This window comes from Ruegeria sp. AB11 (assembly GCF_056536325.1).
The window spans coordinates 2358043-2371075 of sequence record NZ_JBQFJO010000001.1 but is presented as its reverse complement, the minus strand read 5'-3'; the positions used below and the strand labels follow the sequence as shown (position 1 = coordinate 2371075).

The 13033-nt window shown below is 58.2% G+C and carries 14 protein-coding genes; all 14 read left to right on the top strand.

Going from position 1 to position 13033, the window contains the following annotated elements; translation table 11 throughout:
- Window positions 1-40: 40 nt before the first annotated feature.
- The 14 genes from ACR3EJ_RS11970 (at window position 41) to radA (ending at window position 13003) form a co-directional block, all read left to right on the top strand.
- Window positions 41-1171 carry a bifunctional 2-C-methyl-D-erythritol 4-phosphate cytidylyltransferase/2-C-methyl-D-erythritol 2,4-cyclodiphosphate synthase gene (locus ACR3EJ_RS11970; protein ID WP_170540079.1) on the top strand — a complete coding sequence of 377 codons (1131 nt, stop codon included), beginning with the start codon at window positions 41-43 and terminating at the stop codon, window positions 1169-1171.
- A complete protein-coding gene (locus ACR3EJ_RS11965; protein ID WP_170540082.1) occupies window positions 1168-1665 on the top strand; it encodes a phosphatidylglycerophosphatase A family protein in 498 nt (165 codons plus the stop codon). The genes ACR3EJ_RS11970 and ACR3EJ_RS11965 overlap by 4 nt, the downstream gene beginning before the upstream one ends.
- Entirely contained in the window at window positions 1662-2138 is a 477-nt protein-coding gene (locus tag ACR3EJ_RS11960) for a CinA family protein (RefSeq protein WP_170540085.1), read from the top strand. The genes ACR3EJ_RS11965 and ACR3EJ_RS11960 overlap by 4 nt, the downstream gene beginning before the upstream one ends.
- A 199-nt stretch (window positions 2139-2337) precedes the next feature.
- Window positions 2338-3519, top strand: coding sequence for an ammonium transporter (locus ACR3EJ_RS11955; RefSeq protein WP_170540088.1), 1182 nt, complete (start codon window positions 2338-2340; stop codon window positions 3517-3519).
- 140 nt (window positions 3520-3659) lie between these two features.
- Window positions 3660-4337: an orotate phosphoribosyltransferase gene (locus ACR3EJ_RS11950; protein WP_170540091.1), complete on the top strand. Its 678-nt coding sequence runs from the start codon at window positions 3660-3662 to the stop codon at window positions 4335-4337.
- Window positions 4338-4536: 199 nt separating this feature from the next.
- Window positions 4537-6027, top strand: a complete 1491-nt coding sequence (locus tag ACR3EJ_RS11945) for a replicative DNA helicase (protein WP_170470688.1) — start codon at window positions 4537-4539, stop codon at window positions 6025-6027.
- Between the two features lie 166 nt (window positions 6028-6193).
- Window positions 6194-7132 carry a 2OG-Fe(II) oxygenase family protein gene (locus ACR3EJ_RS11940; protein WP_170540094.1) on the top strand — a complete coding sequence of 313 codons (939 nt, stop codon included), beginning with the start codon at window positions 6194-6196 and terminating at the stop codon, window positions 7130-7132.
- Between the two features lie 48 nt (window positions 7133-7180).
- Window positions 7181-8215, top strand: coding sequence for an alanine racemase (gene alr, locus ACR3EJ_RS11935; protein ID WP_170540097.1), 1035 nt, complete (start codon window positions 7181-7183; stop codon window positions 8213-8215).
- Complete coding sequence (locus ACR3EJ_RS11930; RefSeq protein WP_170540100.1) at window positions 8212-8994, top strand: MlaE family ABC transporter permease; 783 nt, start codon at window positions 8212-8214, stop codon at window positions 8992-8994. Before alr ends, ACR3EJ_RS11930 begins: the two co-directional genes overlap by 4 nt.
- The gene (locus ACR3EJ_RS11925; protein ID WP_170540103.1) at window positions 8991-9737 is read left to right on the top strand and encodes an ABC transporter ATP-binding protein; all 747 of its coding nucleotides are present in this window, start codon (window positions 8991-8993) and stop codon (window positions 9735-9737) included. The genes ACR3EJ_RS11930 and ACR3EJ_RS11925 overlap by 4 nt, the downstream gene beginning before the upstream one ends.
- The gene (locus ACR3EJ_RS11920; protein ID WP_170540106.1) at window positions 9737-10129 is read left to right on the top strand and encodes a hypothetical protein; all 393 of its coding nucleotides are present in this window, start codon (window positions 9737-9739) and stop codon (window positions 10127-10129) included. The genes ACR3EJ_RS11925 and ACR3EJ_RS11920 overlap by 1 nt, the downstream gene beginning before the upstream one ends.
- A 10-nt stretch (window positions 10130-10139) precedes the next feature.
- Window positions 10140-10592, top strand: coding sequence for a paraquat-inducible protein A (locus ACR3EJ_RS11915; protein ID WP_170540108.1), 453 nt, complete (start codon window positions 10140-10142; stop codon window positions 10590-10592).
- Between the two features lie 148 nt (window positions 10593-10740).
- Window positions 10741-11517: a DNA repair protein gene (locus ACR3EJ_RS11910; protein ID WP_170540111.1), complete on the top strand. Its 777-nt coding sequence runs from the start codon at window positions 10741-10743 to the stop codon at window positions 11515-11517.
- A gap of 121 nt (window positions 11518-11638) precedes the next feature.
- Window positions 11639-13003, top strand: coding sequence for a DNA repair protein RadA (gene radA / locus ACR3EJ_RS11905; RefSeq protein ID WP_170470696.1), 1365 nt, complete (start codon window positions 11639-11641; stop codon window positions 13001-13003).
- Window positions 13004-13033 lie beyond the last annotated feature (30 nt).

Genomic DNA, 13033 nt, shown 5'->3' with positions numbered 1-13033 from the left:
CACCGCCCCCTAAACAATGCCCAATCAGGAGAACCCGCAGATGACCACAGCCGCCATCATCGTCGCCGCCGGGCGCGGCCAGCGCGCCGGAGGCGGAGTGCCTAAACAGTGGCGCGCTTTGGGTGGGCAGCGCGTGGCAGATTGGACCATTGATCGCTTCAAAGGGCTCGTCGATCATATCGTTCTTGTTCTGGCGGAAGACGATACATCTGCCTGGAAAGAATTCTCTGCAACAGACCTGATTCTTGCACCGGGTGGCAGCGACCGGGCCGGATCTGTGCATAGTGGCCTGCGGGCGTTGGAAGCACACAGCGTCGAAAAGGTCTTGATCCACGATGTCGCTCGTCCCTGTGTCAGCGCGAGGGTAATCCAGGATGTGCTGGCTGCGCTCGATGCACATTCTGCAGCGGCTCCGGGTTTGGCCGTCACTGACGCACTCTGGACCGGAGATGGATCGGTGGTGACAGGAACACAGGATCGGTCTGCTCTTTACGCCGCGCAGACGCCGCAGGGGTTTCACTATGGCGCGATCACGACCGCCCACGCCTCCCATCCCGGAGGCGCGGCAGATGACGTCGAAGTTGCACGTGCTGCCGGGATTGATGTGGCGATCGTTCCGGGCGATGCGGATAACCTAAAAATAACCCGGCCCGAAGATTTCGAACGGGCGGAACGCATAATGGGTATGAACATGGATGTAAGGCTGGGCAACGGCTACGACGTGCACCGATTTGGGGATGGAGATCACGTTATCCTTTGCGGTGTGAAAGTGCCACATAAGCGTGGACTTCAAGGCCATTCTGATGCCGACGTGGGCATGCATGCGGTGACCGACGCGATCTATGGCGCGCTGGCACGGGGCGATATCGGGCAGCATTTCCCACCCTCCGACCCACAGTGGAAAGGTGCGGCCAGCGACATTTTCTTGCGCCACGCCGTCGAGTTGGCCGGGCAACTGGGCTATGCGATCTCTAATGTCGATTGCACGCTGGTCTGCGAATATCCCAAGATCGGCCCTCATGCCGACGCGATGCGCGCCGAGATGGCGCAGATCATGGGCCTTCGCACCGATCAAGTCTCGGTCAAGGCCACCACCTCCGAGCGGCTGGGCTTTACCGGTCGCAGCGAGGGGATTGCGTCGCTTGCGACTGCCTGTCTGGTGAAGTCATGACCGCGGCGCGCTTGATCGGAACCGTCGGCGGCGTCGGCTATCTGCGCCCTGCCCCCGGCACCTGGGGATCACTGGCTGCATTGCCACTGGCATGGGTTCTGCACACACTGGGCGGCTTTCCGCTACTGGTCATCGGGACGTTGACAGCATTCTTCGGCGGCCTTTGGGCCACGCGTGTGATGACGGCAGGACAGGATGATCACGACCCGTCCGAGATAGTCATCGATGAAGTCGCAGGTCAGTTCATCGCAATCTGGGCGATCTCCTACCCGTCATGGGCCCATGGAATCGATATCACGGCGCTCTGGCCTGGCTGGATCGCAGGCTTCCTGCTGTTCCGGCTGTTCGACATCACCAAACCCGGCCCCATCGGTTGGGCCGACCGGCGCGGTGATCCATTGGGTGTCATGCTGGATGACGTGATCGCGGGCATTTTTGCAGCCGTCGGCGTCGTGATCCTTGCTGGCATCGCGCATGGGGTGATGGGCATATGACCGTGATCGACCTGTTGAACCGCGCCAAGTCGCAGGGTGTGATGATCGCAACGGCCGAAAGCTGCACCGGCGGCATGGTCGCCGCCGCACTGACTGACATCCCAGGCAGCTCAGCCGTAGTCGAGCGCGGATTTGTCACCTACACCAACACCGCCAAACAAGAAATGCTTGGCGTACACGTCGACACGCTTGAGGCCCATGGCGCAGTCTCGGAAGAGGTTGCTCAGGAGATGGCTGAGGGTGCGCTGCACCACTCACAGGCGCAACTGGCGGTCTCGATCACCGGCATTGCAGGCCCCGGCGGGTCCGAGCACAAACCCGAAGGCCGCGTTTGCTTTGGTTTGGCAGCAGATGGCCAACCAACCCGCACCGAGACTGTCGAATTCGGCGCTCTGGGGCGTGAAAACGTGCGCAAAGCCGCTCGCGATCATGCACTACTTATGCTGCTGAGCGGCGTTTCGCAGTCCGCCTAAATTTGGGGCAAATACGCCCGATAGGCGCAAAATTGATCACCAGTTGAAAAAAAGCCGCCTAAACGGGCGGCTTTTTGTATAGCTGCCTCTTTTTTCCCCACCTCAGCTCGGCTTCAACCCGCTCCACACCACTCAAGCGGTGTCGGAGGTAGAATTGGATTGCTCATCCGACACCCCAATAGGGAAAGGAGAGCGGCCCATGAACGGAGCCGATACAGCGTGGATCATTGTGGCAACAGCACTGGTCCTGTTCATGACACTGCCGGGTCTTGCCCTGTTCTATGGTGGGCTTGTGCGTGCCCGAAATGTACTCAGCGTTTTCATGCACTGCTTCTCGATTGCCTGTTTGATGAGCATTCTGTGGCTGGTCGCAGGGTATTCGATCGCCTTCGGACCGGGTGAAAACGGCCTCTGGGGTGGTTTGGGCAAAGCGTTCCTGATCGGCGTTGACGCTGACAGCCTTGCGGGAACCTTACCCGAAGTGCTGTTCTTCGCTTTCCAGATGACCTTCGCCATCATCACCCCTGCCCTGATCATCGGCGCATATGTGGAGCGTGTTGGCTTTGGCTTTGTCCTCACCTTTTCGGCGCTGTGGATGCTGCTGTGCTATGCGCCCGTTGTCCATTGGATCTGGGGCGGCGGCATGCTGGCGGACGGAGGCATTCTTGGCGAAATCGGCGTGCGCGACTTTGCGGGTGGCATTGTCGTCCACGAAACCGCCGGCCTGGCCGCGCTGATCATCGCAGTTATCCTTGGACCGCGGCGCAATCGCACGACACCTCCACATAACCCCGGCTATGTAATGGTGGGCGCTGCAATGCTGTGGGTCGGTTGGTTCGGTTTCAATGGCGGTTCACAACTGGCTGCCGACGGCGGCGCAGCGATGGCCATGACTGTCACCCATCTGTCTGCCGCAACAGCGTCGCTGACATGGGCGTTATGGGAGCGCATCCGTTTTGGCAAAGCCTCGATGGTCGGCCTTGTTACTGGCACCATTGCTGGTCTGGCGTCGATCACCCCGGCCTCGGGCTTTGTGGGTCCGGTTCAGGCTCTGATCATCGGTGCGGTTGCCGGTATCCTGTGTCAGGAGGCCGTCAATGTGATCCGTAATAAGCTGAACATCGACGACACGCTGGACGTTTTCGCCGTTCACGGTGTCGGGGGTATCTTTGGTACTCTGATGATTGCACTTTTCGGTCTGGGAACTTGGACTGCGCAACTGGGCGGCTTGGTCATCGTGGGTGCCTTTACGGCAGTTGTCACGATTGTGTTGGTTAAGGTGGTTGCACTCATCACCCCGCTTCGCGTAGACGCCGAGACCGAAACAAACGGGCTCGACCTCTCAGTACATGGGGAACGCGCCTACGATATGAGCAGCTAAGCCCACCTTGGCGCTCTGCCGCCCGTAAGGGCAAAGCGCACCTCTTGGGGGTCCGCTTTTCTTTTGGTCAGCCCCCTCGACTCTGGGCCAGAGGACGGGCTATCAGCCTGCGACACCCTTCCAGACCAGAGGTTTGCGCCATGATCCCCAGTTCTTTCCCCGACAGCACCGAAATCGCCCGCCTGACTGCGCGGATGCTGCTGGAGATCAAGGCGGTTCATTTCAACTCGCGCGAGCCCTTTACACTGGCATCCGGCCTGCCCAGCCCGACCTATATCGACTGCCGCAAGCTAATCTCCTACCCGCGCATCCGCTCAACCCTGATGGACTTCCTGACTGTCACAGTGATGCGTGAGGCCGGTTTCGAGGCATTCGACAACATCGCTGGCGGCGAGACTGCAGGCATCCCGTTCGCGGCCATGGTTGCCGAGCGCATGGCCCTGCCAATGACCTATGTGCGTAAGAAACCCAAAGGCTATGGCCGCAATGCCCGTATCGAGGGCGCGATGACCGAGGGCGAACGTGTGCTGCTGGTTGAGGATCTGACCACCGATGGCGGCTCGAAACTGTCTTTTGTTGATGCGATCCGTGAGACGGGTGCGACCTGCGGCCATACCGCAGTAATCTTCTACTATGGCATTTTCCCCGAAACCGAGAAGACACTGGGCGATCATGGCGTAAAGCTGCACAGCCTTTGCACCTGGTGGGATGTGCTGGCAGAGGCTAAGGTGCAGAAAGCGTTCGACAATGAGACGCTGGACGGGGTCGAGGCCTTCCTCAACGACCCACGTGCATGGCAGGAAGCCCACAAAAGCTAGCGCAACGGCATCTGTGTGCGCCTTGGAAACAATTATCGCGCAATGCGATCCAATCGTACAATATGTTGACGAACAACCTCATCATCCTTCAATATGATGGGGTCTGGAGATATGCACAGCCTATCCCCAAAAACATACAATTTGCCCCGACTCACGGGGCTCGGCTATGGAACATGCCCAAGGGGCATAGAGAGCAGCAATGAACGAGATCAGCAGTATCGAGCAGGCAGCCGCACAGATTCAGAATCCGGAAACAATGCCGCACTCCATCGAGGCCGAGCAGCAGCTTCTGGGTGCGATTCTGACGAACAACGATCTGTATGATCGCGTCGCATCGATTATTGGGGCTGAGCATTTCTATGATCCGGTTCATGCGCGCATATACGAAGTCGCATCAACTCGTATCGCAAAAAATGCGCTGGCTTCACCCGTCACGCTAAAATCATTCATGGCTGAAGATGAGGGTCTGAAAGAACTGGGTGGTCCGGCCTATCTGGTAAAACTGGCGGGCGCTTCAATCAGTGCCTTTGCTGTGCATGACTACGCCCAGATGATCTATGACCTTGCCATCCGACGCGAATTAATCCGCCTGGGCCGGGACATTTCGGACAAGGCAGCGCGGGTCGATGTGGCCAGTGAACCCAAGGAACAAATCGTCGAGGCCGAACAACAGCTTTATCAGTTATCCGAGCAGGGCCAGACCGAACAAGGTTTTCAATCCTTCCTTAAGGCGGTCACAGAAGCCGTCAACGTCACCAACGAGGCGTACCAGCGCGGTGGCGGCATGGCGGGGATTTCCACCGGTCTGGCCGATCTCGACAAGCAATTAGGCGGGTTGCACCCGTCTGACCTGATCATTCTGGCCGGGCGTCCGTCGATGGGTAAAACCTCATTGGCGACCAACGTCGCGTTCAACGTGGCCAAGGCTTACAAGCGCGGGCAGAAACCCGATGGCAGCGAAGGCGCAGTTGACGGCGGTGTCGTCGGGTTCTTCTCGCTGGAGATGAGCGCCGAACAACTCGCGGGACGTGTACTGGCCGAAGCCTCGGAGATTTCTTCGCACAAGATCCGCCAAGGCGACATGACAGAATCCGAGTTCCGTCGCTTTGTGGATGCGGCCAAGGAATTAGAAGCCTGCCCGCTGTTCATTGACGACACCCCCGCCCTCCCGATCTCTCAGCTTGCAGCGCGTGCGCGGAGGTTGAAGCGTACGCATGGGTTGGATTTGCTGGTCATCGACTATCTGCAACTCTGCCGGGGCATGGCTGAGAACCGGGTCAACGAGATTGCCGAGATTTCGATGGGCATGAAGGCCATCGCCAAGGAACTGAACATCCCGGTCATTGCCCTGTCACAGCTCAGCCGTCAGGTGGAAAACCGCGACGACAAGCGCCCACAACTGTCAGACCTTCGGGAATCAGGATCGATCGAACAGGACGCTGACGTGGTCATGTTCGTATTCCGCGAGGAATACTACAAAGAACGCGAGAAACCCGGCGATCACGAGTTGGAAAAGATGGAAGAGTGGAAGCAAGCCATGGAGCGCCTGCATGGCAAAGCCGAAGTCATCGTCGGCAAGCAACGCCACGGCCCCATAGGCACGGTAGAGCTTTCGTTTGAAGCCCAGTTCACCCGCTTCGGAAATCTGGTCAAACCCTGGCAGCAGGAAGGTCAGATCGATGGATATTGACGTTTACCAAATCTCAATGAACTAATCCTGCCATGCGGTATTCTCTTCAACCTTTGCCACGTCGCGTCATACTCGCACGCCACTACGGACATCGGCGCAAACGCTTTGCGGGATAGACCGGGGGCACGCTTCGCCCCTGAAACCATCCCAACAAAGCGAGAGAGAAATGACAGAATTCACAGAAATCCCGGTCGTGCGACTGGGTGAACGATCTGACGAGGAAATCGCCGACGATTTCCGCGCTGCCTACGGAGCAACCGGCTTTGGATATATTGTTGATCACGGTATCGATCAGGCCCTGATTCAAGCTGTCTTCGAAGTCTCCAGGCAATTTCACGCATTGCCATTGGCCGAAAAACAGGCAATCGCGGTCGATACAACCCATCGCGGCTATATTGCAATCAATACGTCGACTGATGTGAACTCCTCCCTCGCTGATGTCACCAAACCAAATCAATCCGCCAGTTTCATGATGATGCGCGAGGACGCATCCGTTGACCCGAATATCTATCTCTCTGGACCCAATCGTTGGCCAGAATTGCCGCAGTTCCGTGAAGCACTTGAGACCTATGTCGAGGTCATGTCCGGATTGGGCCGCCGACTGATGGGGATTGCACTTTTGGCGTGCGGGGCCACTGATTTCTCGATCCTATCCGCCTTTGACGAGCCTACTATCTGGTTGCGCCTTCTGCACTATCCACCGCAGTCCAAGGCCAGTCCGGACGACCTGTTCGGTTCTGCGCCGCATACGGATTTCGGATGTCTGACCTTGCTGGCCCAGGATCAGGTCGGCGGATTGCAGGTTCAGACACCAGCGGGAAACTGGGTCGATGTTCCGACAAACCCGGATGCGTTTGTCGTGAATGTGGGCGACATGTTGCACCGCATGAGCAACGGTCAGCTCATGTCAACACCTCACCGCGTTATCAATCGCTCAGGGCGTGAACGATACAGCGTTCCCTTCTTCTTTGATCCGCATGTGAATACAATCGTTCAACCTCTACCTGGCACTGGTCATCCCAGGCACAACCCCCTGATATTCGGAAATTTCCTGCGTTCTGAGCTAGAAGCAGCTTATGAGGCGCACAAACCAGGCAAAAATTAGATCAATCCCCCCCTTGACGTCGGCCGCACAATGGCATGAACAGCTTTTATGAGTACCGCACATCTTACGATTAATCTGCACGCACTGACACATAACTGGCGTGCGCTCGACGCAAAAACCAACGTCGAAACCGGGGCTGTCGTAAAGGCCGACGCCTACGGATTGGGTGCCGAACCCGTCGCTTGGGCTTTGGCCGAAGAAGGGGTGCGCAAGTTTTTTGTCGCTGTCGCCGAAGAAGGTGCGGTCGTACGTGAGGCGGTTGGCCCCGGCCCACTTGTCGCGGTCTTTTCAGGCCATATGGAGGGCGACGCTGATCTGTTGCGCAATCATGCTCTGACACCTCTGCTCAACTCCCCCGAACAGTTCAAACGCCATCGCGAGGCCTTGCCCGACCACCGCTTCGGCATTCAACTTGACAGTGGAATGAACCGTCTGGGGCTTGAACCTGCTGATTGGGCAGAACTGCGCCATGAGGCCCTTGCGCTGAATCCGCTAGTGGTTATGTCTCATCTGGCTTGCGGGGATGAACCGGAACATCCGATGAATCAGCAGCAGTTGCGGACTTTCAAACAAATGACTGATGGGGTGGATGCACCGCGTTCGCTTGCAGCCACCGGTGGCACATTGATGGGACCCGAATTTCACTTTGATTTCTGTCGTCCGGGGATCGGCTTGTATGGCGGGCTGCCCTTTGCCGGGGCCAAACCGGTTGTGACCGTCGATCTGCCCATCATCCAGGTGCGCGATGTCTCCGTCGGCGAAACCGTGGGCTACGGAAACAGTTGGACCGCGCGCCGGCCGTCCAAGATCGCAACCGTGGCGGCAGGTTATGCCGATGGGCTGCATCGTGCCATTGGCGGCGGCATTGACGCATTCGCTGGTGATCAGCCCTGCCCGGTGGTAGGACGTATCTCGATGGACCTGATCACCGTGGATGTTACCGACTTGCCATACACTCCTGAACGCCTGCGTATCCTGAATGGGCACCAAACCGTCGATGATCTGGCCGAAGCCGCCGGAACCATCGGTTATGAGATACTGACTTCACTCGGCAGCCGCTATTCCCGAGGCTACGTGGAATGAGCCCCATCTCATTGCTGGGTGAGCTGGGACGCGCCATACTGAACATGCTGGCCGCGTTTGGCCGCGTCGCGCTGTTCGCGCTCGACGCGGTTTCGCATATTTTCCGACCGCCGTTTTATCCACGCGAGTTCGGCATCGCCTTGCTGAATATCGGCTGGCTGTCCCTGCCCGTGGTCGGTCTGACCGCCATCTTCACTGGCGGCGCACTCGCGCTGCAGATCTACGCCGGTGGCGCGCGTTTCAATGCCGAAGCTGTGGTGCCCCAGATCGTCGCCATTGGCATGGTGCGAGAGCTTGGACCGGTGCTGGTCGGCCTGATGATCGCCGCCCGCGTGACGTCCTCCATCGCCGCTGAAATTGCAACGATGAAAGTGACCGAGCAGATCGACGCTCTGGTCACACTGTCCACACACCCGATGAAATACCTCACCGCCCCGCGCGTTCTGGCCGCTTTGCTCACCGTGCCCCTGCTGGTTGCGGTCGGAGATATCATCGGCATTGCAGGCGGCTACACCGTCGCCACGCAGAATCTGGGCTTCAACCCGGCGGCCTATCTGAAAAACACCGTTGATTTCCTTGAACTACGCGACATTGTCTCGTCGCTGGTCAAAGGCGCGGCCTTCGGCGTGATCGCCGCCATCATGGGCTGCTACTACGGCATGTCCTCGGGCCGCGGCGCGCAGGGCGTGGGCCGCGCCACCAAAGGCTCGGTCGAGGCTGCTGCCGTCCTTATCCTCGCCGCCAATTTCGTACTCACAGGGGTGTTCTTCTCGCTATGATCCGGATGGAGAACGTAACGAAAGCCTTTGACGACAACCACGTCTTGCAAGGCATGAACCTTGAGATTCCCAAAGGCACCTCGATGGTCATCATCGGTGGTTCGGGTACCGGCAAATCCGTGGCGCTGAAATGTATCCTCGGCCTGATCAAACCCGACAGCGGCATGATCTATGTCGACGGCAAGGACGCCACCAAAGGCGACCGCGATGCGTTTCTGGCCCGCTTCGGGATGCTGTTTCAGGGCGCGGCGCTGTTTGACTCGCTGCCCGTCTGGCAAAACGTCGCCTTCCGCCTGCTGCGCGGCTCACTGAAACGCCCCGCTGATGAGGCCCGCGAGATCGCCATCGAGAAACTGCGCCGTGTGGGCCTGAAATCCAACGTCGCTGACCGCTTCCCGGCCGAGCTGTCCGGTGGCATGCAAAAACGCGTCGGCCTCGCCCGCGCCATCGCCGCCGAGCCCGAGATCATCTTTTTTGATGAGCCCACCACAGGCCTTGACCCCATCATGTCCGGCGTCATCAACGACCTGATCCGCGAGATTGTGACCGAGATGGGCGCCACCGCGATGACCATCACCCACGACATGAGCTCGGTCCGCGCGATTGCCGACAACGTGGCCATGTTGCACGGAGGCCTGATCCAATGGACCGGCCCGGTCAGCCAGATGGACGCCTCAGGTGATCCTTATGTCGAGCAGTTCATCAGCGGGAGTGCAGAGGGGCCGATTGAGGCGGTGCGGTAGTGGAATTCGTGAAACTGCTCATTGAACAGCTTCCGTTTCTCTACTTCATTTCGGTTGTGCTAGCTTGGTTTACCATTCATTTCATAGGCGAGAAGTCGGGAGTCCCGCGCTCGCTGCGAACCGAAGTCATTTTCGTTCCTGTCATAATCTCCGCTTTGCAGGGTGCCTTTCCGGGAATGCTCGCGTCGATTCTATTGGTAAAAACGCTGAACATTGAAGAACCGCTCTCGGGTGTTCCTTTGTCCGTTGGGTATGTCATTTCAGGACTTCTGCTGCATCGGAAACTACTTATCACTGTCGCAGACAAAAGAATGTCATATGGCCTTGTTGGCGGCATTACCTTGCTGTTCATTGTGGGTTGGATGGTTTCCGTTCGAAACATGATCAACTAGCGTATCGGATATGACCCTCCGCCTCGCCACCCTCTCCCTCCTGATCCTCTACCCCATCGCATGGTTCGCCCCGCTGATGCGTGCAGGCCTCCTGCCGATCTTCGGCCTCAGCGAGATCAGCGTCATCACCGGCCTCCAGTCCTTGTGGAAATCCGACATCTTCCTCGCGCTGGTCGTCACCGTCTTCGCCCTCTTCGCGCCATACGTCAAAACCATTGGCACCGCGCTTGTCCAATGGGATATGTTGGACCCACGGGTCCAACCCGCGCTCAACATCCTGGGCAAATTGGCGATGGCCGATATCTTCCTCATCGCGCTTTACATCACACTGGCCAAGGGCATCTCCTACGCGACCATCGAAACCGCGTGGGGCCTCTACCTGTTCACCGGCTGCATTCTCGCTTCGCTTGCCTTGGGCCACATTACAGAGATGACATCCGGATCACGAAAACCTCAGACCTAATTGATTGAAAACAGATTTCTGAGTAACATCTTTATATTTCGAGCAGTCAGTTTTGTAGTTTGCGGGTCCGTAGCGGATCACCCTAAGTTTATTTACCCCTCCGCTTCGGCCCGGTTTGTGTACCGGTTGAAGAAGGAGAACGACGATCATGGCCGCCCTCCACACAATAACATTGCAATTTCAGAATACCTTATTAAGGCTCACTTTTTTCCTGATCTGCGCCGCAGCATTGTTCGCGGTGACGACCACCATTTTATCCGCGTTTGGCATCCTCCCCTGGCTCTCGTTGCAGGCCGGTCTCAGCACCGGTGCAACGATTGACGCAGGTCTATATGTTCAGGCCGGATTGACCGCCCTGATCCTGATGCTGGTCTTCTACCTGCCATCAAACGCGCGCATGATGGCGCTTGAAAACACCCATCGTAAGTTCACGATGAACATGCAGGACGTGGCCGGGGCCTATCAGGTCGCCCATGCCGCCGACCGCAGCGGCGCCTTTGCACTGTCCTCTGAATTCGACGCTGTGAAAGAACGAATGGCCTTTCTGCGTGATCACCCCGATCTGCAATCGTTGGAACCGCAGGTTTTGGAACTGGCCGCTCAGATGAGCCAGATCAGCCAGGAGCTTGCCGATACCTATTCCGAGGCAAAGGTCTCGCGCGCCCGAACCTTCCTGCAGCAAAGGCAGGAAGAGATCGAGCAGTTTCAGCATCGCATAGAAGAGGCCCAGATTATCCAACACGAACTGCGCCAATGGACCCGAGATATCGAGATCGAAGAATCCATCGCCAAATCCCAACTGGCGCGGCTAAGGGACGAGTTGTTCGACCTGCTGCCCGAACTCTCGGCACAACTGCAATCGCCTAACGACGATAAATTCCCCGCCAGCGTGGTCGCCATGACCCCGCCGCGGGCTGCGGAATAGGCGCGATCAGCGCCTGTCGCGAACGATGGTCCGCAGGGCCTGAGGACGCGGCACGCTATCGGCGGTGAGGAAAGCCCGCGAGGGCTTGAAGAACCGCCCTTCCTCGGGCACGAAGGGCGACATGGCAAAGACACAATCCTTCACCTGCTCCGCCTGCGGTGCCTCACATACAAGATGGTCCGGCCGCTGCGATGGCTGCGGCGAATGGAACACTATCATTCAGGAAGCGCCCCTCTCCGCTGGACCGGCCAAGAAATCGCTTGGCGGCAAGCGTGGCCAGTCGATCACGCTCTCCGATCTTTCGACCGAGGAGACACCCCCGCCCCGCACCTTGTGTGGAGTTGAAGAACTCGATCGTGTCCTCGGTGGCGGCCTCGTCCCCGCCTCGGCCCTATTGGTGGGGGGCGATCCCGGAATAGGCAAATCAACCCTCCTGCTGCAAGCTGCCGCGCGCTTCGCGCGCAACGGTATCAAAACAATCTATGTCTCAGGTGAAGAAGCCAGCGCGCAGGTCAGGATGCGTGCACGTCGGTTGGGTTTGGAAGAATCTCCCGTTCAACTGGCAGCCGAAACCAATTTGCGGGATATCCTCACCACGCTAGAGGCCGAAAAACCCGGCCTCGCCATCATCGACTCGATCCAGACCATGTGGGCGGACAATGTGGACAGCGCACCAGGCTCAGTTTCACAGGTTCGTGCCGCCGCGCACGAACTGACCACTTTTGCCAAACGCCACGGCGTTTCGATCATCATGGTCGGCCATGTCACCAAAGAAGGTCAGATCGCAGGTCCGCGTGTGGTCGAACATATGGTCGACACAGTGCTCTATTTCGAAGGCGAACGCGGCCATCAATTTCGTATTCTGCGCGCGGTAAAGAACCGCTTTGGCCCTGCAGATGAGATTGGCGTTTTTGAGATGACCGGCAAGGGCTTGGCGCAGGTCACCAACCCCTCGGCCCTCTTCCTTTCCGAACGCGGCACACCGAGCCCCGGTTCGGCGGTGTTCGCAGGCATTGAAGGTACCCGCCCCGTGCTGGTCGAGTTGCAAGCACTGGTTGCTCCATCGCCTCATTCGCAGCCCCGCCGTACCGTTGTGGGCTGGGATAGCGGACGTCTTGCGATGATCCTTGCGGTGCTCGAGGCCCGCTGCGGCATCCCCTTTGCTGGGCTCGATGTCTATCTAAACGTCGCCGGAGGACTAAAAGTCAGCGAACCTGCCGCAGACCTCGCCGTGGCAGCTGCGCTGCTAAGTGCCCGTGAAGATACTGCCCTACCCGCCGATACCGTCGTTTTCGGAGAAATCTCGCTATCTGGGGCACTTAGACCGGCCCCTCAGACAGAAAACAGGTTGAAAGAAGCGCAAAAACTTGGTTTCACAGCGGCAATTGCTCCGGCGGGTGGCAAAACTGGCACTGTGGCAGGTCTGACACTCACCCGACCCTCTGATTTGGTGGGGTTTGTTGGCGAAACGTTCGGAGCAGGTTAAAGTTGCGCCTTGAGAGGCAGAAAACGAACA

What these genes read in the sequence shown, in the direction of transcription:
- ACR3EJ_RS11970 (WP_170540079.1), top strand. Translation starts at nt 41, where the DNA reads ATGACCACAGCCGCCATCATCGTCGCCGCCGGGCGCGGCCAGCGCGCC.
- ACR3EJ_RS11965 (WP_170540082.1), top strand. Translation starts at nt 1,168, where the DNA reads ATGACCGCGGCGCGCTTGATCGGAACCGTCGGCGGCGTCGGCTATCTG.
- ACR3EJ_RS11960 (WP_170540085.1), top strand. Translation starts at nt 1,662, where the DNA reads ATGACCGTGATCGACCTGTTGAACCGCGCCAAGTCGCAGGGTGTGATG.
- ACR3EJ_RS11955 (WP_170540088.1), top strand. Translation starts at nt 2,338, where the DNA reads ATGAACGGAGCCGATACAGCGTGGATCATTGTGGCAACAGCACTGGTC.
- ACR3EJ_RS11950 (WP_170540091.1), top strand. Translation starts at nt 3,660, where the DNA reads ATGATCCCCAGTTCTTTCCCCGACAGCACCGAAATCGCCCGCCTGACT.
- ACR3EJ_RS11945 (WP_170470688.1), top strand. Translation starts at nt 4,537, where the DNA reads ATGAACGAGATCAGCAGTATCGAGCAGGCAGCCGCACAGATTCAGAAT.
- ACR3EJ_RS11940 (WP_170540094.1), top strand. Translation starts at nt 6,194, where the DNA reads ATGACAGAATTCACAGAAATCCCGGTCGTGCGACTGGGTGAACGATCT.
- alr (WP_170540097.1), top strand. Translation starts at nt 7,181, where the DNA reads ATGAGTACCGCACATCTTACGATTAATCTGCACGCACTGACACATAAC.
- ACR3EJ_RS11930 (WP_170540100.1), top strand. Translation starts at nt 8,212, where the DNA reads ATGAGCCCCATCTCATTGCTGGGTGAGCTGGGACGCGCCATACTGAAC.
- ACR3EJ_RS11925 (WP_170540103.1), top strand. Translation starts at nt 8,991, where the DNA reads ATGATCCGGATGGAGAACGTAACGAAAGCCTTTGACGACAACCACGTC.
- ACR3EJ_RS11915 (WP_170540108.1), top strand. Translation starts at nt 10,140, where the DNA reads ATGACCCTCCGCCTCGCCACCCTCTCCCTCCTGATCCTCTACCCCATC.
- ACR3EJ_RS11910 (WP_170540111.1), top strand. Translation starts at nt 10,741, where the DNA reads ATGGCCGCCCTCCACACAATAACATTGCAATTTCAGAATACCTTATTA.
- radA (WP_170470696.1), top strand. Translation starts at nt 11,639, where the DNA reads ATGGCAAAGACACAATCCTTCACCTGCTCCGCCTGCGGTGCCTCACAT.